Below are 22,093 nucleotides of genomic sequence, written 5' to 3'. Positions count from 1 at the left end.
CATGGCCGGCCGCACTCTCTTCGAGAAGATCTGGGACGCGCATGTGGTGCGCGACCTCGGCGATGGCTGGGCACTGCTGCACATCGACCGGCACCTGCTGCACGACCTGTCCGGCTCCGCCTCGCTGGCGGACATGGCGGAGCAGGGCCTGGCCGTGCACGACCCCGATCTCGTGTTCGCGACGCCGGACCACGCCGTCTCCACCCGACCCGGGCGTGACGGCACCACCTATGTGCCGGGAGGCAGGCTCTGGTCGGCGTTGCGGCAGGGCGCACAGCGCTTCGGCATCCGGCTCTTTGACGTTGGCCAGTTGGGGCAGGGCATCGTCCATGTGATGGGACCCGAGCAGGGCATCGTGCTGCCCGGACTGACCATGGTCTGTGGCGACAGCCACACCTGCACCAACGGTGCGCTGGGCGCGCTGGCACTCGGTGTGGGGTCCAGCGAAAGCACGCATGCGCTGGCCACGCAGACCCTGCGCCTGCAACGGCCCAAACACATGCGCATCCGCTGCGAGGGCGCGCTGGCGCCCGGCGTGACGGCCAAGGATCTGGCGCTGCACATCATCGGCCTGCTGGGTGCCAACGCCGGTGTGGGCCATGCCGTCGAGTACGCGGGCTCGACCGTCGAGGCGCTCGAGGTCGAGGCGCGGTTGACGCTGTGCAACCTGACGGTCGAACTCGGCGCCCGCTCTGGCGTGATCGCGCCGGACGAGCGCACCTTCGCCTACGTCAAGGGCCGCCGCTTCGCGCCGCAGGGCGCCGACTTCGAGGCCGCGGTCGCCGCCTGGCGCGCACTGCGGACCGATGCGGACGCCGTGTTCGACCGCGAGGTGCACATCGACGCCCGCACGGTCGCGCCCACGGTGACCTGGGGCACCAGCCCCGAGCATGCGATCGCCATCGACGCGCGGACCCCCGACCCACGGGACGCAACCGTGCAGGGCGCCGACGCCATCGCCCAGGCTCTGGACTACATGGGCCTGGAGGCGGGCGCACCCATCGCCGGCACGCCGGTCGACTGGGTCTTCATCGGCTCGTGCACGAACGCGCGCCTGTCCGACCTGCGCGCCGCTGCCGACATCGCGCGCGGCCGCCGGGTCGCCCCCCAGGTGCGCGCCTGGGTCGTGCCCGGCTCGGAGGACGTCAAGCGCGCCGCCGAGGCCGAGGGCCTGCACGCGGTGTTCGCCGCGGCCGGCTTCGAATGGCGCGAGCCCGGCTGCGGCATGTGCGTCGCGGCCAATGGCGAGCAGGTGCCGCCCATGGCGCGCTGCGTCTCCACATCGAACCGCAACTTCGTCGGCCGCCAGGGGCCACAGGCGCGCACCCACCTGGCGAGCCCCGCGATGGCGGCGGCGGCGGCCGTGACCGGCCACCTGTGCGATGTGCGCAGCCTCGCCTGATCGAACCACAACACCATGCAAGCCTTCACCACCGTCACCGGCCCCGCAGTGCCTTTCCTGCGGGCGAACGTCGACACCGACCTCATCGTGCGCATCGAGCGCCTGACCAGCCTGCCGAAGGACCAGCTCGGCCCGTACGCATTCGAATCGCTGCGCTACCGACCGGACGGCAGCCCCGAGCCCGACTGCATCCTGAACGCCGCGCGCTTCCAGCACGCGCCCTTCCTGCTGGCCGGCGACAACTTCGGCTGCGGGTCTTCGCGGGAGGGCGCCGTCTGGGCCCTGATGTGCCTGGGGATCCGGGCCGTCATCGCGCCCAGCTACGGCGACATCTTCTTTTCCAATTGCTTCCAGAACGGTGTGCTGCCGATCCGCTTGCCGATGGCGCGGATCGAGGCGCTTGCTGCGCACTGCGCCGACGGCGCACCGCTGACCGTCGACCTGCAGTCCCGGCTGATCCATACCGGCATCGGTGCGGCACAGCCTTTCGCCATCGATGCGATGCGCCGCGAAGGCCTGCTCAGCGGCCTGGACGCCATCGGTCTGACACTGCGCGACGACGCGGCGATTCGCGCGTGGCAGGAGCGCGACCGCGTCCAGCGCCCCTGGGCCTGGCGCCCCGTGCGCCGCTGACCCTCATCCGAACGTTTTCCAACCCACCCCAAGGAGACCCACCATGCCCACCCTCGACATTGCCGGCGACGCCCGGCGCATCATCGACGTCGTCAAGAACGGCGGCATCGCCCTCGTGCCGCAGCACACCGGCTACGCCATGTGTGGCGCGTCCATGACGCCGCTGCAGAAGATTTTCGACACCAAGCAGCGCGGCGGCCACAAGCGCAACGCCATGGCCGCCGACCTGCTGATGCAGCGCGACCTGATGACGCTGGACAAGCGCGCGCAGGAGATGGTGGAGGCCATCGTGCTCGACTACGACCTGCCTCTCGGCGTGATCGGCCCCTTCCGGCCCGACCACCCGCTGCTGGCCAAGCTCGGCGACGAGGCGCTGAAGGCCTCCTCGGCCGGCGGCACCATCGGCAACCTGCTCAACGCCGGTCCGCTGCACAAGGAGCTGACGCGGATCTCGCGCGAGGAACTGGTGCCGCTGTTCGGCTCTTCGGCCAACATCTCGGGCACGGGCTCGCGCTTCACGATCGAGGAGGTCCAGCCCGAATTGCGCGCCATCGCCGACATCCAGGTCGACCACGGCCTGTGCCGCTACCACACGTATGGCCGCTCCGGCACCCTGATCAACTTCCAGACCCTGCAGGTGATCCGCTACGGCGCGTGCTACGACCTGATCGCCGACGTGCTGCAGCGCTGGTTCCGCGTGGAGCTGCCCAAGGATCCCGGCATGGCGGCGCTGCCCTCGGGCCACGTCAACGAGTTCGCGCTCAGCAACGTCGCCTGAGCACCCGCGCAGGCCCAGCGCCTGCGCCCGCCCCAACTTCCAGGAGAAAAGCCGTGGATGGACACCCCATGCCCATGCCGCTGCGCGTGATCGACCTGCTGCGACACGCCGCCCGCAACCACCCGCAGGTGGAGATCGTCTCGCGCCGCGTGGAAGGCGACGTGCACCGCACCACCTACGCCGACACCTACCGACGCGTCTGCCGCCTGGCGCGCGCACTGGAGGCGCTGGGCATCGCGCGCGGCGACAAGGTCGCCACGCTGGCCTGGAACACCTACCGCCACCTGGAGCTGTACTACGGCAGCATGGCCATCGGCGCGGTGTGCCACACGCTGAACCCGCGCCTCACGGTGGACCAGCTCGTGTGGATCTGCAACCACGGCGGCGACCGCATGCTGTGCTTCGATGCGAGCTTCGCGCCGCTGGTGGCCGCGGCGGCGCCCGGGCTGCAGACCGTGACCACCTTCGTGCTGCTGAGCCGCACGGCGGCGATGACGGCCCCGCAGGTCGAGGTGCTGGACTACGAGGAACTGCTCGCGCGCCAGTCCGATGCCGACATCGACTGGCCCACGCCCGACGAGAACGCGCCCTGCGGCCTGTGCTACACCTCGGGCACGACCGGCGACCCGAAGGGCGTGTGCTACACGCCGCGCTCCACGCTGCTGCATGCCTGGGCCAGCGCTCTGCCGGATGTGCTGGCCTTGTCCGCGCAGGACACCGTGCTGCCCGTGGTGCCGATGTTCCACGTCAACGCATGGGGCCTGCCGTTCTCACTGCCCATGGTCGGCGCCAAGATCGTGTTTCCCGGGCCCGCGCTGGACGGCAAGAGCCTGTACGAACTCTGCGAAGCCGAGCGCGTCACCATGGCCGCCGGCGTGCCGACCATCTGGCTCGGCCTGCTGGAGCATGTGCGCGCCCAGGGCGCCCGCTTCAACTCGCTTCGCCGCACTGTGATCGGCGGCGCAGCGGCCGGCGAGGCCATGGTGCGGGCCTTCGAACTGGAGCACGGCGTGCGGGTGCTGCATGGCTGGGGCATGACCGAGACCAGCCCGGTCGCTGCGCTCAACCAATTCACCCCGCGCCAGCAGGCGCTGTCGGTCGACGCACGCGTGCGGCTGCAGACCAAGCAGGGGCGCGAGCTGTTCGGCGTGGAGATGCGGCTTGAAGCGGAGGACGGACACGTGCTGGAGCGCGATGGCGCCAGCACGGGCCGCCTGCTGGTGCGCGGGCCCTGGGTGGTGCAGACCTACCAGGGCGGCGTGTCCGGTGCCCGCGCGGACGGATGGTTCGATACCGGCGACATCGCCACCATCGACGCGGACGGCTTCATGCAGATCGTCGACCGCGCCAAGGATGTGGTCAAGTCCGGCGGTGAGTGGATCAGCTCCATCGCGCTGGAGAGCGCGGCCATGACGCACCCGGCCGTGCTGGAGGCCGCCGTCATCGGCATCCCGCACCCCAAGTGGGACGAGCGGCCGCTGCTGGTCTGCGTGCTGCGGCCCGGGCAGGCACTCGACCGCGCCCAGTTGCTGGCGCACCTGCAGCCCCTGGTCGCCAAGTGGTGGCTGCCCGAGGCGGTCGAATTCGTCAACGCGCTGCCGCACGGTGCCACCGGCAAAGTGCTGAAGGCCGTGCTGCGCGAGCGTTTCGCGGCCCCGCCGCTGCAGCAAACGTCGCCGGTGTACTGACAGAGCGTACGGCGGATGCCGGCCGCACTGCGCGCCGCCCACCCCAACGAACAACGAGGAGACAGGCATGTCCATTCCATCCCCTAAACCGCGTCGCGGCGTGTCGCGCCGCACCGTGGCCGCGCTGGCTGCTGGTGCGCTGGCAGCGCCCTGGGTGCGCGCGCAGAAAGCCTGGCCGCAGCAGCCGATCAAGTTCGTCATCGGCTACCCGCCGGGCGGCGGTGGCGACGGTGTGGGCCGACCCCTGGCGCTGGGCCTGGAGCGCAACCTGGGCGTTCCGGTGGTGCTGGACTACCGGCCCGGTGCCGGCGGGGCCATCGCGGCGCAACTGGTGGCCCAGTCCGCGGCGGACGGCTACACCTTGTATCTCGCAGACAACGGCGCCATCTCGGTCACGCCGGCGTACCGGTCTGTCGGCTACCGGCCGGCCGACTTCAGCTACATCGGCGGGATCGGCGAGTTGCCGATGGTGCTGGTGGCGCATCCCGGCGTGCCGGCCCGCGACATCCGCGAACTGGCGGCGCTCTCGCATGCCAGGCCGCAGGGCCTGTCCTATGCCTCGGGTGGCGTCGGAAGCATCCCGCACCTGGAAGGCGAGATGCTGCGCATGGCGGCGCGCATGAACATCACGCACGTGGCCTACAAGGGCTCGGGGCAGGCCAGCACCGACCTGATCGCCGGCACCGTGGACCTGGCATTCTTCGCGCCGACCGGCATCGTGCAGCATGTGCACTCCGGGCGACTGAAGGCGCTGGCGGTCACGACAGTACAGCGGCTCGCGGCGCTGCCTGCTGTGCCAACCGTGGCGGAACTCGGGTTTCCGACGCTGCAGGCAACCTACATGAGCGGCGTGCTCGCACCGCGGAACCTGCCGGCGCCCGTGTTCGACCGCCTGAGCGCGGCGCTTGCAGCGGTGCTGGCCGACCCCGAGGTCGTGCGCAACCTTGAGGGCACCGGCCTGCTGGTCGCCCACCGCGCGCCGGCACAGGCCCGCAAGGCGTTCGAGGACGACCTGGGCAAGTGGCGCGACCTGATCCAGGCGGCCAAGCTCAAGCTCGATTGAGACGCGCCGCCATGGCGCCCCTGGAACTGCAGCAAAGGACGAAACCATCGTGTCCGTGACATTCCGTGTGAAGCATCTGTTCGCCTTGTCCGCCGTCGCGCTGGCGGCCATCGCGCCGCGCCCGGCGTCGGCGCAGGCCCCGCTGTGGCGGCCTGCCAAGCCCGTGACCGTCGTCGTGCCCTATGCCCCGGGCGGCGGCACCGACACGGTCGCCCGCGCCGTGTCGCGGCAACTGGCGGTCCTCTGGCAGCAGCCGGTCATCGTCGAGAACATCCCGGGGGCCGATGGATTGATCGGCACGCGCCGCGTTATGGACGCCGCGCCCGACGGCAGCACCTTGCTGCTGCAGGTGCCATCGATCGCGCTGACCCGCTATACCCCGGGGCTGCGCGGCATTGACCCGCTGCAGCGGCTGCTGCCGGTCACCGCCGTCGCACAGGCGTCCAATGCCATCGTCGTGAGCGCGAAGATGCCGGTGAAGACCCTGGCCGAGTTCGTGGCGTATTGCGGGCGTGCGGCACAGCGCTGCGCGCTCGGCACGACCGACAACCAGTCGCGGCTGATGTCGAACCAGTTCGTCGCGGAGACGAAGCTGGCGGACGCCGTCGTCGTCAACTACCGGGGTACCAGTGCCGTCGTAGCGGACCTGGTCGCCAACAACGTCAACATGTCCTTCACCGGCATTGCCGCTGCGCTGCCCCATGCCAAGGCGGGCACGCTGCGCTTCTTGGCGACGACGGGCGACAGGCGCGCAGCGGTGCTGCCGGAGGTGCCGACCGCGCAGGAGGCGGGCTTCGGCGCATTCCGCTCCATCAACTGGTTCGGCGTCTTCGCGCCAGCCGGGCTGCCGGCGCCCGTGGCGCAGGCCATCGCCGCCGCGCTGCGCGAAGCGGTGCAGGACCCCGACGTGCAGCGGACCATTGCGGCCGCAGGTGCAGAGCCGGTCGTCAACACGCCCGCCGAATTCGCGGCCCAGGTCCGGCAGGAGAGCGCGCGGCTCGGTTCGCTCGTCCAGCGCTACTCGCTGGAACAGTGACGGCGCCGGGCGCAGCCTGGTTGGCCGCGACCGGCCAGCGTGCCTGGCTCCGCCCGACCTACTTGCGTGCGTCCTGCGCGCGGCCGATGGTGTTGCCGATCTGAACTTCCTCCTGCAGTTCGCGCAGCAGCGGGGCGCCCTTCAGCGCTTCGGCAATGAGTCCGCGCTCGCGCAGGGCGTCCTGCAGCGGCCGCTCCTGCGCCACCTGCGTGAACATCTCCGACAGCGCCGAGCGCACCCTGGTGGGCACCTCCTTGTTCGCGAACACGATGAAGCGCGACTGGATGGCCAGGTCCGCGCCGGCTTCGCGCAGGGTCGGAACATCGGGATGGCTGGGCATGCGTGCCTTCGTCACGGCATAGACCACCTTGGCCCGGTGGGCGCGTTCCAGCGGCACATGGCTGCCGGCCGACATCGCGAGGTCCAGCGTGCCGCCCAGCAATTGCTGGTTGATCTCGCTGCTGCCACGGAACGGCACCGCGATGATCTCCATCTTCAGCAGCCGTCCCAGCCGCTCGCCCACCCATTCGAACGGCGGCGAGACGCCGAAGGTGATGGGCTGTCCGGCCGCGGCCTTGCGGCGCCAATCGTCCACTGTGTCGAGCCTGGCGTCGCTGCGCGCCATGATGCAGACGGGCAGGGCGGCGATGCTGCACAGAGCATCGAACTCCTGCAGGCGGTCGGTCTGCAGCCGCTCCCCGACCGGGTAGGTCAGCTCGTAGCTCGCGCCGAAGCCGACCGTATGCCCGTCGTTCCTGGCGGTCTTCAGCACGTTCTGCAGGATGAGGCCGCCACCGCCGGGGCGGTTGACGACGACGGTCTGCCAGCCGTGCGACTTCGCCAGGCGGTCGCCCAGCAGCCGCGCCAGCGTGTCCGCGGTGCCGCCGGCCGGAAAGCTCACCAGCATCTCGAGCGGCCGCGTCGGCGACCAGTCGGGTGCGGCGGCGGTGGCGGTGCCGCAGGCCAGTGCTGCGGCGCTGCCGAGGAAGCCGCGCCGGGACCAGGAGCCCGGGTATAGCGCTGCGGCGGTGGGGGGGGTGGGTGGCATCGTTGTCTCCATGTACATGTTGTCGCCCACGTCAACTTTCTATCGTGGGCTTGTGTTAATAATAATATGACAACAAACGTCGAAGTCAACGACCCTGCACATGTCCTGGCGGTATGACGACACAAACACAGACCGACCCGCTATGCTCGGTCGCCTCAGCAGCTCTTTCCCGCCCGACGCCGATGAAGTCCGCAAACGCCCTGGCCGATGCCGCGTCCAGCCCCATGCCCCGTTCCCCGGGCACCTCGCTCCACCGCCAGCTCTTCGTGGTGCTGCGCGACGAGATCGTCCGCGGCGTGTACGCCGGCTCTGGCCTGTTGCCCAAGGAAGAGTCCTTGTGCGAGCGCTTCGACGTCTCTCGCATCACCGTGCGACGCGCGCTGGCCGATCTGGCGGCGCAGGGCTTCGTCGAGCGGCGCCATGGCCGCGGCACCTTCGTGCTGCAGGACAAGCTACCGCTGGCGCGGCCGCGGCCCAGCCTCTCGTTGATCGACAGCCTGCGCAAGACGGCGGCTGAGACGCAGGTGCAGGTGCTGCGGGTCGAGCAGACCGAGGCGCCACCGGACGTGGCCGCGCTGCTGCAGCTCGCGCCCGGCGAGAAGGCGGTGCACGCGCTGCGCCTGCGCAGCGTGGGCGGAACGCCGGTCATGCTGTCCGACGCCTGGGTGCCGGCCCGGCTGGGCAAGCAGGTAACGGCCACGTCGCTGCGCAAGCAGGCGCTCTACGAGATCCTGCTGGCTCAGGGCGTGAAGTTCGGCCGCGTGATCCAGGAGATCACGGCCGAGCTCAGCGATCCGCTGCAGGCCAAGCTGATGCAGACGGACGTGGGCGTGGCCCTGCTCAAAATCGTGCGCGTCATCCACGATCCCGAGGCGCGCCCCGTGGAGTACATCACCGTGACCATGACGCCCGAGCGCAGCCGCATGCTGATGGACATCCCGGGGGAGACGGTCAACACATTGAGCGGCGGCCATTTTGTGCACGAGGTAACCGGCAGGAAGCCAACCTGAGCGGCCGGCGGATGGGCAGGCGCTGCCTCACTCCGGCTCGATGCCCGCGGCCTTGATGACGCGCCCCCACTTCTGCGTGTCCAGCTCCTGGAAGCGCGCCAGCACCTCCGGCGTCGTGGTCCATGGCTCGGTGCTGGTGCTCGCGTAGAAGCTTTTGGCCTGGCTGCTGGCCGAGGCGGCCACCAGCCACGCGCGCAGCCGCTGCGCCACCGGTGCCGGTGTGGCGGCCGGCACATAGGCCCCGAACCAGTAGCCGATGTCGTAGCCGGCCACGCCGGCCTCGGCGATGGTCGGCACCTCGGGCAGCGGCGCGATGCGCTGGGGCATGGACACACCCAGCGGCCGCAGCTTGCCCGACTGGATGTGGGGCAGGCCCGTCACCGTGTCGATGAACATCAGGTCGATCTGTCCACCCAGCAGGTCGGTCAGCGCGTTTGGGTTGCTCTTGTAGCCCACCCACAGGATGTCGGTTCCGCTCAACTGCTTGAACATCTCACCGGCCATGCGGCTGGACGAGTTGCCGCTGCCGAAGCTCAACTGGCCCGGGCTGCGGCGCGCCTGCGCCACTACGTCGGCCACGCTGCGGTAGGGCGCCTGCGGACGCACCACCAGCACCGTGCCGCCGCGGCCCAGCGCCGTCAGCGGCTGGAAGTCCTTGACCGGGTCGTAGGGCAGCTTGCGGTAGAGGAAGGGGTTGGCCGTCTGGGTGCTGTTGGTCGTGACCAGCACGGTGTAACCGTCCGCCGGAGCGCGCGCGACGTGCTGGGCCGCGAGCATGCCGCCGGCGCCGGCGCGGTTGTCCACCACCACGGGCTGGCCGGACTGCTCGGTGACCCCCACCGCGAGCGCGCGTGCCAGCAGGTCGGTGGCGCTGCCCGCGCCGAACGGCACGACGAAGTTCAGCGGCCTATCGGGGTAGGCCGCACGGGCGGGGCGTGCCGCACCCAGGGCGGTCAACAGCAGCGGGGCGAGCGTGGCGGCACGTCGGGTCAGGGGCATGGTCGGTCTCCGTCTGTGTGTGTGGGGGGTGGGCGCGGCCAGGCTCAGGTGGTGGTGGTGCCGTCCAGCGCGCGGGACTGGGCCTGGCGCTGCAGGAAGGCCGCGACGGCCGCCTTGTGCTCGTCGCCCGCCATCAGCAGCGCCTGCATGGAGGCCGCCATCTCCAGCGCGGTGGGCAAGGACGCCGTAGCCGACTCGCGCACGAGCTTCTTTGCCATGCGCAGGGCGCGCGGCGGTGCGGCGGCGATGCGGCGCGCCAGCGCCTGCACCTCGGTGTCCAGGTCCTCGTCGGGCACCACGCGCGTGACGATGCCAGCGGCCAGCGCGGCCTGCGCGTCCAGGAATTCGCTCGTGAAGCTCAGCTCCAGGGCCTTGGACAGGCCGACCAGGCGCGACAGGAACCAGGCGCCGCCGATGCCCGAGATCAGCCCCAGCCGCAGGAAGCTCTCGGCGAAGCGGGCCCTGTGGCCGGCAATGCGCACGTCGCACATCAGCGTGATGTCGAAGCCGGCGCCCACGGCCGCACCGTTGACGGCGGCGATGAGCGGCACCTCGATGGCCTGCGTGGCCAGGGTGATGCGGTGCAGCACCTCGGCCAGGCGCTCGCGCACGCGGTCGGGGCTGCCCTGCATCAGGTCGGCGCCGCTGCGCATGTCGTCCACGTTGCCGCCGGTGCAGAAGTAGCGTGCCGAGGAGCGCAGCACCACGCAGTGCACATCGGGGCGGCGGGCCGCGCCCTCCAGGGCTTCGGCCAGGGCCTGGCTCATGGCCACGGTCAGCGCGTTGCCGCCGTCGGCCGCGTCCATCGAAATGGTCAGCACGCCGTGGTCGCAGTGGGTGGAGACGAGGGGATTCCAGGCGGATGTCATGGTCATGGTGGTAGGGATGGAAGAAGAAAGCATCAGAACGCTGCGCCGGCCGCCACCACGCCACGGGCGAGCAGCGTCTGGATGGTTGTGCCGGGGATGCCGTACTCGGCTAGCACCTGCACGGAGTGCTGGCCCACGAGCGGCGGCGGCGCGGCCGGGGCGGCCGTGGCGGCGGGGCCGGCCAGGCCGAAGCCGGGCATGCGCAGGCTGCCCGCGACGGGGTGTTGCAGGCAGGTCTCGATGCCGCTGTGCCGGTACTGTGCGCTGGCGGCCACCTCGCGGTAGCCGGCAATGGGCGCGCACAGGATGTCCGCGGCGTCGAGCCGCGCGAGCCAGTGGGCGGTGTCATGCCGGCGCAAGGCGGCGCCCAGCAGTTCCTGCAGTGCTGGCCGGTTCGCCACGCGGGCGCTGTTATCCGCGAAGCGCGGGTCGTCGCGCAGCGCCGGCATGTCGAGCACGCTGCACAGCGCGCTCCAGCGCTCGGGCTGGTAGGCGGCGACCATGATCCAGCCGTCGGCCGTGGGAAACGCCTCGTTCGGCGCGGCATAGGGCGCGGCGCTGCCGGTCTTGCGCGGCTCCTCGCCAGTGGCCAGGAAGAAGGCCAGGCCCACCTGCTGCAGCATCAGCGTGGCGTTGTACAGGCTCACGTCCAGGTGCTGGCCGGCGCCGCCGGCGCGCACCTTGTGCAGGGCGCCGAGGATACCGATGGTGGCGAGGTAGCCGGTCGTCATGTCGGCCACGGGCACCGACACCTTCAGCGGGTCGCTGTGCTCGCTGCCGATCGCGCTCATGAGGCCGGCGACGGCCTGCACGATGCCGTCCACGCCGGCCCGCGCATGCCAGGGCCCGGTCTGGCCGAAAGCAGAGATGGAGCAGTAGACCAGCTTGGGCTGCAACTGCAGCAGCGCCGGTGCGTCCAGGCCCAGCCGCTGCATCACCCCGGGGCGAAAGCTCTCGATCAGCACGTCCGCGCGGGCCGCCATGTGCTGCAGCACCTGCTGCCCTTCGGTGGCCTTGAGGTCGATCGCCAGGCCGCGCTTGTTGCGGTTCACGCTCAGAGCCACCACGCTCTCTCCCTGCACGTAGGGCGGTCCGATGCGGCGGCCGAGTTCGCCGCCGATGGGCTCGATCTTGACCACGTCGGCGCCCATGTCGCCCAGCAGCATGCCGCAGACGGGGCCGGCCACCACGTGGGACAGATCGAGTACCTGGATGCCGTTGAGGCTGTCGGTGAGCATGATTTCCTTCTCCTCGCGATGCCTTGCATCGACTGGTCGGGAGAATAGGAAGCGGCCCGGTTCGGGGCAAACGACTTTATGGGTGGGGCGCTTGACTTTTGGTCAAGGCCTTCGCGCGCTGCTCAGTCGCCCAACGCCTCGTCCAGCCAGGTGCGGAAAGCGCGCAGGGCCGGCGACTCGGCGCGCGCCGCGGGCACGGCGAAGTAGTAGGTGAAGGCGCCGCAGTCCAGCGCGTGGCCGAAGGGCGCGACCAGGGCGCCCGAGGCCAGTTCCTTTTCGACCAGGGCGCGCTGCGCGATGGCCACGCCATGGCCTTCCAGCGCTGCCTGGTAGGCCAGCAGCGAAGTCTCGTACTTCATGCCGCGGTAGGGGTTGACCTCGGTGTCGCCAACGGACTTGAGCCACAGCGACCAGTCGTCCGGCCGCGCCATGGAATGCAGCAGGGTCTGCTGCGCGAGCGCGCGTGGCGCCTGCAGCACATGGTCCACGGCGTAGCGCGGCGAGACGACCGGCACGAGCACGTTGGGCATCAGCCGCTCGGAGCGCAGGCCCGCCCACTCGCCGTTACCGAGCTGGATGCCGGCGTCGATGGCCTCACGGTCGAAGTCCAGCGGGGCGGGCGAGGTGGCCACCTGCACGTCGATCGAGGGGTGCCGGCTGTGAAAGCCGGCCAGGCGCGGAATCAGCCAGCGCACGGCGAAGGTGGCCGGCGAGCGGATCTTGAGCACCCGGCGCCGGTAGCTGCCACCCATGACCACGTTGGTCGCCTCGCGCAGGCCGACCAGCAGCGGACCGACCTCGGCCAGGTAGCGCGCGCCCGCCGGCGTGAGCCGCACGCCGCCTGGCAGGCGCTCGAACAGCGGCGCCCTCAGAAACTCTTCCAACGCCTTGATCTGGCGGCTCACCGCGGCCGGCGTCACCGCCAGCTCGTCCGCGGCCTTGGAGACGCTCTGCAGGCGGCCCGCGGCTTCGAAGGCCTTCAGGGGATTGAGCGGAGGAAGCGGGTGCATGGCGCCGCAGTCTACGGTGACCGAGCACCTGGTCCTTCCGTGTTGCGTCCATGCGCAGCAGCATCGTCCCGCACGCAGGTCCTGCAGGCCGGGACAGTCTTGAAGCCCGAAGCGCAGGTCGCCTCTGCAACGCTGCCAGGCCAGCTCCAATGCGAGATGCTGCCGCTGAACGGATGGCCGACCGGGCTGCCCGCAGCAGATCTCAACGGATCACCTGGGGTTTTCGGCTCAAGACCACCGCCAGCGCCAGGCCCGTACCGATGGCGAGCAGCGCGACCGCGAAGGCCGTTTTCACTGCGGCCGGGCCGGCGCCACGCGGCGACAGCGCGAAGAACAGGCCGCCGATGGTCGCGGTCGACACGGCCGCGCTGACCTGCAGGGTGGCGTTCACCAGGCCCGCCGCCAGCCCGGCCCAGCGTGCATCCACCTGGTCCACATTCAGCCGCACCAGCGCGGGCAGCGCGATGCCTTGGCCCAGCCCGATGAGGAGCAAGGGTGCCGGCAGCCACGCCGGCGTGTCGGCCCAGGCCAGGCCGGCGGCGGACAGCATGCCCACCACCTCCAGGCCCATGCCGAACGCTGCCGTGTTGGCTTTCAGCCGTCGTGCCACGGTCGCACTGCACAGTGGTCCGAGCAGGAAGCCGATGCCAAGCGGCAGGATCGCCAGCCCCGCGGTCAGCGCCCCGTGGCCCAGCCCCATCTGTTCGTAGACCGCGAACAGCAGAAAGAAGGGCGCGATGGTGTAGAAGAAAAACGTGGCGGCCAGACTGCGCCGCAAGCCCGGTGACGCCAGCACGGACGGTGGCACCAACGGCGTGCCGTGCCCACGCTCTTGCCGCTGCTCGGAGCGCCAGAATGCGAGAAGCAGCGGCGGGCTCAGGGCCAGCAGGCCGACGCACCACCACGGCCAGCCGCGCTCGCGCCCTTCGATGAGCGGCACCACCAGCGCCAGCAAGCCTGCTGCCAGCAGCAGCGCGCCCACGATGTCCAGGCGCCCCGCCTGCTCGGAGCGGCTGTCGCGCACCCAGCAGATCGCCGCCGGAACAGCCAGGGCAATGACTGGCAGGTTGATCAGAAAAACCGCGCGCCACCCGAGTCCGAACAGATCGACCGACACCAGCAGACCGCCCAGCAATTGGCCGGCCACCGAAGCCGCGCCGAAGGTGGCGCCGTACATGCCCAGCGCACGTGACTTCTCCTGGGCGGGGAAGATGGCATGGATGGACGCCAGCGACTGCGGCGCCATGACCGCAGCGCTGATGCCCTGCAGCAGCCGGCCCGCGACCAGAACGCTCGGCGAGGGCGCGCAGCCGCACAGAGCCGATGCGACGCCGAACCCCAGCATCCCGACGATGAACATGCGCTTGCGCCCATAGAGGTCGCCCAGGCGCCCGCCGAGGATCAGCGTGACGGCATAGGCTGCCGCGTAGACGGACACGACCAGTTGGGCCAGCGAAGGCGTGGCCTGCAGGTCTGCCTGGATGGCGGGCAGGGCGACATTGACGATGAAGAAGTCCAGTGGTGGCAGCAGCGTGCCGGCCAGCAGCACGCACAAGGCCAGCCAGCGGCGGGGATCGGCCGCGGCGCGCTCGGGCGTCGAGAAGGTCATGGCCGCCTTCATGAAGGTTGCCTCCCGTCTTCGATCGTGAAGCGCGCCATGGCCGACCAGTCCTGCTCGCCCCAGCCGGCCTGGACGGCCTGCGCCATGCGGTGGCGAGCGGCCTCGAGCATTGGCAGCGTGCGCGACGACGCACCGGCTGCCTCGCTCGCCAGGCGCAGGTCCTTCAGGCCCAGACGGGCCTTGAAGCCTGGCGTGTAGGTTCCCGCCGCGATGGTGGCCGAGTAGGTCCGATAGGGGCGGCTGTCGAACAGCGTGCCGAGCATGAGTTCGAAGAAGCGCTCGTGCGGCACGCCGCTGGCCTCCGTCAGCACCACGGCCTCGGCCATGGCCTCGATGGCCATGGCGATCATCATGTTGCAGGCGATCTTGGCCGCGTTCGCCGCGGGCGGGTGCTCGCCCAGGGGCCAGACGCGTGCGCCGATGGCCTGCAGCACGGGCTGCACCCGGTCGATCGCGGCCGGCGCGCCGGCGGCCAGCACGTTCAGTTCACCGCGCGCGGCCACGTCCGGCCGCCCGAGCACGGGCGCCGACACGAAGCCGATCCCGGCCTGGGCGTGGACGACGGCCAGCTCGGCCGCGAAGGCGAGCGAGATGGTCGACGACACGACATGGACAAGCCCGGGACGTGCGGACGCCAGCAGCCCTGCGTCCAGCACGACGCTGCGGACCGCTGCGTCGTCGGCGAGCATGGTGAGGACTGCATCTGCATCGAAGACGTCGCGCGGATCGTCCAGCAGCGTGACGCCTTCGACGGCGCCACCGGAGCGGTTCCATGCGCGTACCTGGTGGCCAGCGGCGGCTAGGTTCTTCGCCATCGCGGTGCCCATCGCGCCCAGACCGAGGATGCCGATGTCCATGGTTCACCTCCCTCCAGCGGTCGCGTGCACATCGAAGTCGGTCGCGATGGAGATGTCGCGCCACGCGGCGATGTCCGCGCGGAAGGCATCCAGCTTGCGTGCGGCGGTCCGGTGGGCCCCTGGACCCAAGGGCAGATGCAGCGGTGGGTCGTCGGCATCGATGGCCTGCAGCATCACGGCGACGGCTTTGGCCGGGTCACCGGCCTGCCTGCCATCGTTGCGTTCGCGGTAGCGGCGCCGTGCGTGCGCGGTCTGCGCGTAGGCGTGGATCTGGCGGGCCGCCGAGGCGATCGAGCGCCCCAGGAAATCGGTGCGGAAGGCCCCGGGCTCGACGATGATGACCCGCACGCCCAGAGGCGCGAGTTCCTCGGCCAGCGCTTCGGAGAGACCTTCCACCGCGAACTTGGTCGCGTTGTAGAAGCCGGAGCCGGCCGAGCCCGCGATCCCGGCACCGGACGACAGGTTCACGATGCGCGCCCCCTGGCGCCGGCGCAGGGCCGGCAAGGCGGCGCGGGTGGTCTCGATCAGGCCGAACACGTTGGTCTCGAATATCGGCCGGTACTCGCCGGGCTCGCCTTCCTCGATGGCCCCGATGAAGCCGATGCCTGCGTTGTTGACGAGAACGTCCAGGCCGCCGAACCTGCTCTCGGCCAGAGCCACCGCCCGCGCGGCGTCGCCAGGCCGCGTGACGTCGAGCGAGACCGCCTGCACGGTGTCCTGGTAGCGCTCGCGCAGGTCGTGCAGCGCTGCGGCGGACCGTGCGGTGGCGACCAGGCGGTCGCCGCGCGCGGCGACGGCTTCGGCCAATGCTCTGCCCAGGCCCGTCGAACAGCCCGTGATCAACCAAGTCTTGCCCATGTCTTCCTTCCGATGCGGTGTGGGGCCAGGCGCGGTGCGCGGGCTGACCGGGGTGTGTCCGGTGTGGCACCGGCATGCAGCGAATCTAGCGATCTGAATCTGTTCGACAACTGCCAATGCTGTACGCTCGCCGTTCATTTTTGAAAGGGGCAGGGCGTGGAGTGGAGCGATGTGCGCATCTTCCTGGCCGTCGTGCGGGCGGGCACCCTGGGCGGCGCTGCGCGCGCCTTGCAGCTGAGCCATCCGACGATCGGGCGCCGTCTGCGGGCACTGGAGCAGGCCGTGGGGCACACGCTGTTCCAGCGCACCGCAGACGGCTTCGTTCCCACCGACGAGGGCGCCGGCATCGTCGCGCTCGCCGAGCAGATGGAGGAAGGCGCGCTCGCGATGGAGCGGCGCCTGGCGGGTCGGGAAGAGAAGCTGCAAGGCAGCCTGCGGATCTCGTCGGCCGACTGGTTCGGTGCCTACGTCCTGCCGCCCATCGTCGCGGACTACGCCAGGTCCTACCCGCATGTCGACGTCGAGGTGTTGACGGGCACCCGTCTGTTCAACCTAGCGCAGCGCGAGGCCGACATCGCGTTCCGCATCGTGCCCTTCAACGCGCAGGACGTGGTGCAGCGCCGATTGGTACGCCTTCCCTATGGGGTCTATATCGCGGCGGGCTCGCCCGATCCGGTGTTCGGCGATGGCGCCGGTTTTCGGCTCATCACGCACGACACTTCGACCGGCCAGTTCCCCGACATCGCGTGGCTGCAGGCCAGCTTCCCGAGCGCCAGGCCGCTGCTGGCGTCCAATAACCGCAACGTGCAGGCGCGCATGTGCGGCCAGGGGATCGGCATCGCCGTGCTGCCGCAGGTGGTGGGCAACCAGGTGGGCGGCCTGCGTCGGCTGCAGTTGCCGGAAGAGCCGCCTACCCGGGACATCTGGATGGGCTACCACCGCGATCTGCGGCGGCTGAACCGGTTGCGCGCCTTCATCGCCACCGCCAACGACCACATCGCGAACCTGCAGGGCTGAGTTCCTGCGCGGACCGTCCGTTCAAAAACGTACGGACAAGGTGCAGGAATGGCAGTGTCCAAACGCCAGCGCAGGCACCAACATTGGCGCCCTTGCTGGGCCATGCCGGACCAGCGTCATGGGGAACTCATCGATGGGCAGATTGAAGGACAAGGTCGCGATCGTCACGGGCGCGTCCAAAGGCATCGGGGCGGGCATCGCCCGCAGACTCGCAGCAGAGGGTGCAAAGGTGGTCGTCAACTACGCTTCGAACAAGAACGATGCGGACACGGTGGTCGCCGGCATCGAGGCCGCTGGCGGGAGCGCCGTGGCGGTGGGCGCGGACGTCACCAAGCGTGCGCAGGTCGAGTCGCTTGTGCAGGCAGCCATCGACCGTTTCGGACGCCTGGACATCGTCGTGAACAACGCGGGGATCTACCAGTTCGCCCGGATCGAGGAGACGACCGAAGCGCTGTACCGCCAGCAGTTCGACATCAACGTCCTCGGCCCTCTGCTGGTCGCCGGAGCCGCCGCGCCGCATCTGGGCCAGGGCGGCAGCATCATCAACATCAGCTCCAACGTCACGCGCGTGCTGCCGGCCGAGAGCGCCACCTACACCGGCACGAAAGGCGCGATCGATGCCATCACGGGCGTGCTGTCGCGCGAACTGGGCCCCCGAGGCATTCGCGTCAACGCGGTGAGTCCCGGCCTGGTCGAGACCGAAGGCACCCATGCGGCTGGCGTCGTCGGCTCAGCCTTCCAGGCCTGGAACGAGGCGCAGACGCCGCTGGGCCGCATCGGCCAGGTGCAGGACATCGCGCCAATCGTTGCATTTCTCGCGTCGGACGATGCGGGCTGGGTGACCGGCGAGGTGATCCTGGGGTCGGGCGGTATGCGTTGACATGGGATGGCGCATGCCGGCCTGCATTGCGCCATGGCCGCTTGAGCGATCCGCCCGCAGCGCCAGCCCTAGTGCGACGAGACGAACTCCGACGCCGCGAACCCCGGAGGCAGCGCGAAGCTGGCCCGCATCCGCTTCGTCTCGGCCGCCGGCGTCAGCCCGAACAGCCGCTTGAACTCCCGGCTGAACTGCGATGGGCTCGCATAGCCGACGGCATGGGAAGCCGCCTCCGACGTCATGCCCTCGCGCAGCATCAGCAGCCGCGCCTGGTGCAATCGCGTGGACTTCAGGTACTGCATCGGCGAGGTGTTCGTGATGGCCTTGAAGTGGCTGTGGAAGCTCGGCACGCTCATGCCGGCTTCATGCGCCAGCTGCGGCAGCTGCAGCGGTTGGGCGTAGGTGCCGTGGATGCGGCGCAGGGCCTTGCCGATGCGGCCGAACTGGCCCTGCATGGCCAGGGCCGCGCGCATGGCGTTGCCCTGCGCGCCGGTCAGCACCCGGAAGTACAGCTCCCGCACCAGGGCCGGGCCGAGGATGGCCGCGTCCAGCGGCCGGCTCATGGCTTCGAGGAAGCGCAGCACCGAGGTGTGCAGCGCAGCGTCCATGGGGCTGGACACCATGCTCTGCGGCGCCTCGTCCACCAGCGCTGCACCATGGTGTGCGATCCGGGCCATCAGGTCGGAGGCGACCTGGAAGTCCAGGTGCATGTAGATCGCCAGCAAGGGGCGCTCCGGCGAGGCCTCGGTCTCCATCGTGAAGGGCACCGGCACCGCCACCGCCAGGTAGTGCTGCTCGTCGTACAGGTAGACCTGGGAGCCGAAGTAGCCGCGCTTGCGCCCCTGGCACACGATCACGATGCCCGGGTCGTACAGCACGGGCGTGCGCGCCAGCGGACGGTCGGAGCGCAGGATGCGCACGTCGGGCAGCACCGTCAGGTTGTAGCCCTCGTTCGGCGCCAACGCGCGCAGCAAGGCCACCATGCGCTGCTGCCGCGATGGGGGCGAGGCGGGACTGGCCTCGTGTGCGTGACCGACTGTCTTCATAGAAATAGGCAAGAAAATCAGAAAAAACGGACTTAAAGATCGCGGTTCATCAGAATATCGTACGCGCTCTTCATCTTCATTGGGAGCCAACGACATGACCTTTCCAACCAGCTTGTGCATCACCGGCGTCAGCAGCGGCTTCGGCCGCGCCCTGGCGCAGGAAGCGCTGCAGGCCGGCCACCGCGTGGTCGGCACCGTGCGCAGTACAGACGCGCAGCAGGACTTCGAGCGCCTCGCGCCAGGGCAGGCCATCGGGCGCGTGCTGGACGTGACGGACTTCGACGCCATCGACGGTGTGGTGGCGAACATCGAGGCCACCGTCGGGCCGATCGATGTGCTGGTGAACAACGCGGGCTACGGGCACGAGGGCGTGCTGGAGGAGTCGCCGCTGACCGAGATGCGTCGCCAGTTCGACGTGAACGTGTTCGGCGCGGTGGCCATGACCAAGGCGGTGCTGCCCCACATGCGCCAGCGCCGGCGCGGCCACATCCTCAACATCACCTCGATGGGCGGCTTCATCACCATGCCGGGCATCGCCTACTACTGCGGCAGCAAGTTCGCGCTGGAAGGCATCTCCGAAGCGCTGGGCAAGGAGGTCAAGCCCTTCGGCATCCATGTCACCGCCGTGGCGCCGGGCTCGTTCCGCACCGATTGGGCGGGCCGCTCGATGGCGCGCACCGCGCGCTCCATCCCCGACTACGACGCGCTGTTCGACCCGATCCGCGCGGCGCGCACCGAAAAGAGCGGCAAGCAGCTCGGCGATCCGGCCAAGGCGGCCCGGGCCATGCTGGCGGTGATTGCGAGCGACGCCCCGCCGGCGCATCTGCTGCTCGGCAGCGATGCGCTCACGCTGGTGCGCGACAAGATGTCGGCGCTGGCCCAGGAGCTGCAGGCCTGGGAGGCGGTGACGCGGTCCACCGATGGCTGAGGCCCCAGGCTAATGCCCGCCTAACTCAGGCCCGCTAAGCTGCAGCCCATGCGTGTATTGCTGGTCGAGGACGACGAGATGATCGGGCAAAGCCTGCGCGAGGCCCTGACGCGCCAGGGCTGGTCGGTGGACTGGGTCAAGGACGGCCTGCTGGCCCAGAGTGCCCTGGCCGACGGCGGCTATGCCTGCGTGCTGCTGGACCTGGGCCTGCCCCAGCGCGATGGCGTAGAGGTGTTGCGCCGCGCCCGCGCGGCCGGCGAGACCACGCCGGTGCTGGTGCTGACGGCGCGCGATGGACTTGACGACCGCGTCGACGGCCTGGACCTGGGCGCCGACGACTACCTGGTCAAGCCCTACGAACTGCGCGAGCTGCTGGCCCGCATGCGCGCCGTGATCCGGCGCCGCGATGGCGCGGCGCAGTCGCTGATCGGCGAGGAGGGCGTGCTGCAGCTGGACCTGGGCACGCGCGAAGTGCTTGTCGGCGGTGTGCGCTCGCAACTTTCTGCCCGCGAGTTCGCGCTGCTGCACGCGCTGATGGAGCGCTCCGGCGCCATCCTGTCGCGCGAACAGCTGGAGAACCGCATCTACGGCTGGGGCGAGGAGGTCAGCAGCAACGCCGTGGACGTGCTGATCCATGGCATGCGCCGCAAGCTCGGGCCGGACACCATCCGCAATGTGCGCGGCCTGGGCTGGCGCGTGGTCGCGCCCTCGCCATGAGCTGGCTGTTCGGCGCCGGCCGCATGCGCTCGATCCGCGGCACCCTGATGGCGTGGCTGGTGCCCACCTTCCTGGCGGTGGCGCTGGCCTCCGCGGGGCTGTCGTACCGCATGGTCACGCACATGGCGGCCGGCTTCCTGGACGACCAGATGGTGCAACTGGGCGATGCGATGGCCCGGCAGGGCCATCCCGGCCAGGCGCCGGAGTTGAGCGCCGAAGGCGTGCATGGACGCGGCCTGTACGTGCTGCAATTCTTCGGCGCCGATGGGCAGCCCCTGATGGCGTCCTGGGACGGTGTGGTGGCGCGGCGCATGCCGCACCCTGGCCTGCAGGACCTCGAGGACAGCGGGCAGCACTGGCGCGTCTACGCCGCCGCGACGCGGGATGGCCAGATGGTCCAGGTGCTGCAGAGCGCCAGCTTCCGCGCCGGTCTGGCCTTCGGCCGCGCCGGCGAAGCCGCCTTGCCGGTGCTGCTGCTGTTGCCACTGTCGATGCTGGTGCTGTGGGGCGTGGTGCGTGCCATCTCCGGCCGGCTGCGCAGCATCGGCCAGCAGGCGGCCCAGCAGGACGCGCAGAGCATCGCCGAGTTGCCGCTGGAGCGCGTGCCCGAAGAGATCCGCCCGCTGGTCGTGTCCTTCAACCACCTGCTGGCGCGGCTGCGTGACAGCTTCGCCGCGCAGCGCCTGTTCGTGCAGGACGCAGCGCACGAGTTGCGCACGCCGATCGCCGCCGTCGGGCTGCAGCTGGAGAACCTGCGCGAAGACCTGGCCGCGGGGCCGGCGGCGCAGCACTTCCAGCAGCTGGAGGCCGGTGTCGGCCGCGCCAAGCGGCTCGTGGACCAGTTGCTCAAGATGTCACGCCAGGAGGCGGCCGCGGCGGACAGCGGCGCCAGCGTGGACGTGCAGGCACATGTACGCGAGAGCATCCACACGCTGATCGCGCTGGCGGACCAGCGCCGCATCGACCTGGGCCTGGTCGCGCCCGAGAGTCTGGGGCCGCTGCGGCTGGGCTGCAGCGCTGGCGACCTGCGCAGCGCGCTGGACAACCTCATCGAGAACGCGCTGCGGTACACGCCCGAAGGCGGTGTGGTGGACGTGCGCCTGGTGGACACACCGGGCCGCACCGTGGTGGAGGTGGTGGACACCGGCCCTGGCATCGCACCGGAGCTGCTGGGCCGGGTGTTCGACCGCTTCTACCGCGTGCCCGGCAGCGCCCCGGGCGGCAGCGGCCTGGGCCTGGCCATCGCACAGGCCGCAGCGCAGCGCTGCGGCCTGCAGCTGAGCCTGCACAACCGGGACGACCGCAGCGGACTCATCGCGCGGCTCGAATCTGCTGGCTGATGTTCCGGCTAACGCCGGGCTAAGAAATCCCTAAGCGTCCGCTAAAGGGCGCTCCCTA

21 protein-coding genes are annotated in these 22,093 nt (G+C 70.3%); 12 read left to right on the top strand and 9 right to left on the bottom strand.

The annotated features are described in order from the left end of the window. The first annotated feature begins 1 nt into the window (after position 1). The 6 genes from leuC (at position 2) to ASF44_RS00270 (ending at position 6,600) form a co-directional block, all read left to right on the top strand. On the top strand, positions 2–1,402 hold the full coding sequence (gene leuC, locus ASF44_RS00295; RefSeq protein WP_056897202.1) for a 3-isopropylmalate dehydratase large subunit: 1,401 nt from the start codon (positions 2–4) through the stop codon (positions 1,400–1,402). A 15-nt stretch (positions 1,403–1,417) separates the two neighbouring features. Further along, positions 1,418–2,035 (top strand): 3-isopropylmalate dehydratase small subunit, encoded by a 618-nt coding sequence (gene leuD, locus ASF44_RS00290; protein ID WP_056897201.1) that lies wholly within the window; start codon positions 1,418–1,420, stop codon positions 2,033–2,035. 43 nt (positions 2,036–2,078) lie between these two features. Next, positions 2,079–2,813 (top strand): Sua5/YciO/YrdC/YwlC family protein, encoded by a 735-nt coding sequence (locus tag ASF44_RS00285; RefSeq protein WP_056897200.1) that lies wholly within the window; start codon positions 2,079–2,081, stop codon positions 2,811–2,813. Between the two features lie 68 nt (positions 2,814–2,881). Further along, complete coding sequence (locus ASF44_RS00280) at positions 2,882–4,501, top strand: long-chain-fatty-acid--CoA ligase (protein WP_056897199.1); 1,620 nt, start codon at positions 2,882–2,884, stop codon at positions 4,499–4,501. A gap of 67 nt (positions 4,502–4,568) precedes the next feature. Beyond that, a complete protein-coding gene (locus ASF44_RS00275; protein WP_082524423.1) occupies positions 4,569–5,564 on the top strand; it encodes a tripartite tricarboxylate transporter substrate binding protein in 996 nt (331 codons plus the stop codon). 49 nt (positions 5,565–5,613) lie between these two features. Continuing rightward, on the top strand, positions 5,614–6,600 hold the full coding sequence (locus ASF44_RS00270) for a tripartite tricarboxylate transporter substrate binding protein (RefSeq protein ID WP_235579081.1): 987 nt from the start codon (positions 5,614–5,616) through the stop codon (positions 6,598–6,600). 58 nt (positions 6,601–6,658) lie between these two features. Here ASF44_RS00270 and ASF44_RS00265 read toward each other — a convergent pair whose 3' ends face one another. After that, positions 6,659–7,648, bottom strand: coding sequence for a tripartite tricarboxylate transporter substrate binding protein (locus tag ASF44_RS00265; protein ID WP_162243764.1), 990 nt, complete (start codon positions 7,646–7,648; stop codon positions 6,659–6,661). Positions 7,649–7,830: 182 nt separating this feature from the next. Between ASF44_RS00265 and ASF44_RS00260 the strand changes: the two genes are divergently transcribed. Next, positions 7,831–8,658 carry a GntR family transcriptional regulator gene (locus tag ASF44_RS00260; protein ID WP_056897195.1) on the top strand — a complete coding sequence of 276 codons (828 nt, stop codon included), beginning with the start codon at positions 7,831–7,833 and terminating at the stop codon, positions 8,656–8,658. A gap of 27 nt (positions 8,659–8,685) precedes the next feature. Here the strand turns inward: ASF44_RS00260 and ASF44_RS00255 are convergent, their stop codons facing one another. The 7 genes from ASF44_RS00255 to ASF44_RS00225 form a co-directional block, all read right to left on the bottom strand. Then, complete coding sequence (locus ASF44_RS00255; RefSeq protein WP_056897194.1) at positions 8,686–9,657, bottom strand: tripartite tricarboxylate transporter substrate binding protein; 972 nt, start codon at positions 9,655–9,657, stop codon at positions 8,686–8,688. A 44-nt stretch (positions 9,658–9,701) separates the two neighbouring features. Next, entirely contained in the window at positions 9,702–10,532 is an 831-nt protein-coding gene (locus ASF44_RS00250; RefSeq protein WP_369820883.1) for an enoyl-CoA hydratase-related protein, read from the bottom strand. A 26-nt stretch (positions 10,533–10,558) separates the two neighbouring features. Next, complete coding sequence (locus ASF44_RS00245) at positions 10,559–11,764, bottom strand: CaiB/BaiF CoA-transferase family protein (RefSeq protein ID WP_056897192.1); 1,206 nt, start codon at positions 11,762–11,764, stop codon at positions 10,559–10,561. A gap of 122 nt (positions 11,765–11,886) precedes the next feature. Next, entirely contained in the window at positions 11,887–12,774 is an 888-nt protein-coding gene (gene gcvA, locus ASF44_RS00240) for a transcriptional regulator GcvA (RefSeq protein WP_056897191.1), read from the bottom strand. Between the two features lie 202 nt (positions 12,775–12,976). Continuing rightward, positions 12,977–14,395, bottom strand: a complete 1,419-nt coding sequence (locus tag ASF44_RS00235; RefSeq protein ID WP_056897190.1) for an MFS transporter — start codon at positions 14,393–14,395, stop codon at positions 12,977–12,979. Beyond that, positions 14,392–15,252, bottom strand: a complete 861-nt coding sequence (locus tag ASF44_RS00230) for an NAD(P)-dependent oxidoreductase (protein WP_056897189.1) — start codon at positions 15,250–15,252, stop codon at positions 14,392–14,394. Before ASF44_RS00230 ends, ASF44_RS00235 begins: the two co-directional genes overlap by 4 nt. 3 nt (positions 15,253–15,255) lie before the next feature. Beyond that, on the bottom strand, positions 15,256–16,227 hold the full coding sequence (locus ASF44_RS00225; protein WP_235579080.1) for an oxidoreductase: 972 nt from the start codon (positions 16,225–16,227) through the stop codon (positions 15,256–15,258). Between the two features lie 39 nt (positions 16,228–16,266). Between ASF44_RS00225 and ASF44_RS00220 the strand changes: the two genes are divergently transcribed. Both ASF44_RS00220 and ASF44_RS00215 read left to right on the top strand, forming a co-directional pair. Next, positions 16,267–17,127, top strand: coding sequence for a LysR family transcriptional regulator (locus ASF44_RS00220; RefSeq protein ID WP_056897187.1), 861 nt, complete (start codon positions 16,267–16,269; stop codon positions 17,125–17,127). Between the two features lie 133 nt (positions 17,128–17,260). Further along, on the top strand, positions 17,261–18,007 hold the full coding sequence (locus ASF44_RS00215) for a glucose 1-dehydrogenase (protein ID WP_056897186.1): 747 nt from the start codon (positions 17,261–17,263) through the stop codon (positions 18,005–18,007). A gap of 68 nt (positions 18,008–18,075) precedes the next feature. On the opposite strand, the gene ASF44_RS00210 is transcribed toward ASF44_RS00215, so the two are convergent. Next, entirely contained in the window at positions 18,076–18,987 is a 912-nt protein-coding gene (locus ASF44_RS00210; RefSeq protein WP_156374354.1) for an AraC family transcriptional regulator, read from the bottom strand. Between the two features lie 157 nt (positions 18,988–19,144). Here ASF44_RS00210 and ASF44_RS00205 point away from each other — a divergent pair, with 157 nt between their 5' ends. Genes ASF44_RS00205 through ASF44_RS00195 form a run of 3 tightly spaced genes read left to right on the top strand, consistent with a single transcriptional unit; the run spans position 19,145 to position 22,035 of the window. Continuing rightward, positions 19,145–19,978: an oxidoreductase gene (locus tag ASF44_RS00205; protein ID WP_056898115.1), complete on the top strand. Its 834-nt coding sequence runs from the start codon at positions 19,145–19,147 to the stop codon at positions 19,976–19,978. A 48-nt stretch (positions 19,979–20,026) separates the two neighbouring features. Next, on the top strand, positions 20,027–20,695 hold the full coding sequence (locus tag ASF44_RS00200) for a response regulator (protein WP_056897184.1): 669 nt from the start codon (positions 20,027–20,029) through the stop codon (positions 20,693–20,695). Beyond that, positions 20,692–22,035 (top strand): HAMP domain-containing sensor histidine kinase, encoded by a 1,344-nt coding sequence (locus ASF44_RS00195; protein WP_056897183.1) that lies wholly within the window; start codon positions 20,692–20,694, stop codon positions 22,033–22,035. Before ASF44_RS00200 ends, ASF44_RS00195 begins: the two co-directional genes overlap by 4 nt. Positions 22,036–22,093 lie beyond the last annotated feature (58 nt).

This window comes from Pseudorhodoferax sp. Leaf274, assembly GCF_001422445.1.
GTDB lineage: Bacteria > Pseudomonadota > Gammaproteobacteria > Burkholderiales > Burkholderiaceae_C > Pseudorhodoferax.
This window is presented reverse-complemented; position numbering and strand designations above follow the sequence as displayed.

Bases quoted from the DNA above. Each gene is read 5' to 3' on its own strand.
- leuC (WP_056897202.1), top strand. From the start codon at position 2: ATGGCCGGCCGCACTCTCTTCGAGAAGATCTGGGACGCGCATGTGGTG.
- leuD (WP_056897201.1), top strand. From the start codon at position 1,418: ATGCAAGCCTTCACCACCGTCACCGGCCCCGCAGTGCCTTTCCTGCGG.
- ASF44_RS00285 (WP_056897200.1), top strand. From the start codon at position 2,079: ATGCCCACCCTCGACATTGCCGGCGACGCCCGGCGCATCATCGACGTC.
- ASF44_RS00280 (WP_056897199.1), top strand. From the start codon at position 2,882: ATGCCCATGCCGCTGCGCGTGATCGACCTGCTGCGACACGCCGCCCGC.
- ASF44_RS00275 (WP_082524423.1), top strand. From the start codon at position 4,569: ATGTCCATTCCATCCCCTAAACCGCGTCGCGGCGTGTCGCGCCGCACC.
- ASF44_RS00265 (WP_162243764.1), bottom strand. From the start codon at position 7,648: ATGCCACCCACCCCCCCCACCGCCGCAGCGCTATACCCGGGCTCCTGG.
- ASF44_RS00260 (WP_056897195.1), top strand. From the start codon at position 7,831: ATGAAGTCCGCAAACGCCCTGGCCGATGCCGCGTCCAGCCCCATGCCC.
- ASF44_RS00255 (WP_056897194.1), bottom strand. From the start codon at position 9,657: ATGCCCCTGACCCGACGTGCCGCCACGCTCGCCCCGCTGCTGTTGACC.
- ASF44_RS00250 (WP_369820883.1), bottom strand. From the start codon at position 10,532: ATGACCATGACATCCGCCTGGAATCCCCTCGTCTCCACCCACTGCGAC.
- ASF44_RS00245 (WP_056897192.1), bottom strand. From the start codon at position 11,764: ATGCTCACCGACAGCCTCAACGGCATCCAGGTACTCGATCTGTCCCAC.
- gcvA (WP_056897191.1), bottom strand. From the start codon at position 12,774: ATGCACCCGCTTCCTCCGCTCAATCCCCTGAAGGCCTTCGAAGCCGCG.
- ASF44_RS00235 (WP_056897190.1), bottom strand. From the start codon at position 14,395: ATGAAGGCGGCCATGACCTTCTCGACGCCCGAGCGCGCCGCGGCCGAT.
- ASF44_RS00230 (WP_056897189.1), bottom strand. From the start codon at position 15,252: ATGGACATCGGCATCCTCGGTCTGGGCGCGATGGGCACCGCGATGGCG.
- ASF44_RS00215 (WP_056897186.1), top strand. From the start codon at position 17,261: ATGGGCAGATTGAAGGACAAGGTCGCGATCGTCACGGGCGCGTCCAAA.
- ASF44_RS00210 (WP_156374354.1), bottom strand. From the start codon at position 18,987: ATGGTGGCCTTGCTGCGCGCGTTGGCGCCGAACGAGGGCTACAACCTG.
- ASF44_RS00205 (WP_056898115.1), top strand. From the start codon at position 19,145: ATGACCTTTCCAACCAGCTTGTGCATCACCGGCGTCAGCAGCGGCTTC.
- ASF44_RS00200 (WP_056897184.1), top strand. From the start codon at position 20,027: ATGCGTGTATTGCTGGTCGAGGACGACGAGATGATCGGGCAAAGCCTG.
- ASF44_RS00195 (WP_056897183.1), top strand. From the start codon at position 20,692: ATGAGCTGGCTGTTCGGCGCCGGCCGCATGCGCTCGATCCGCGGCACC.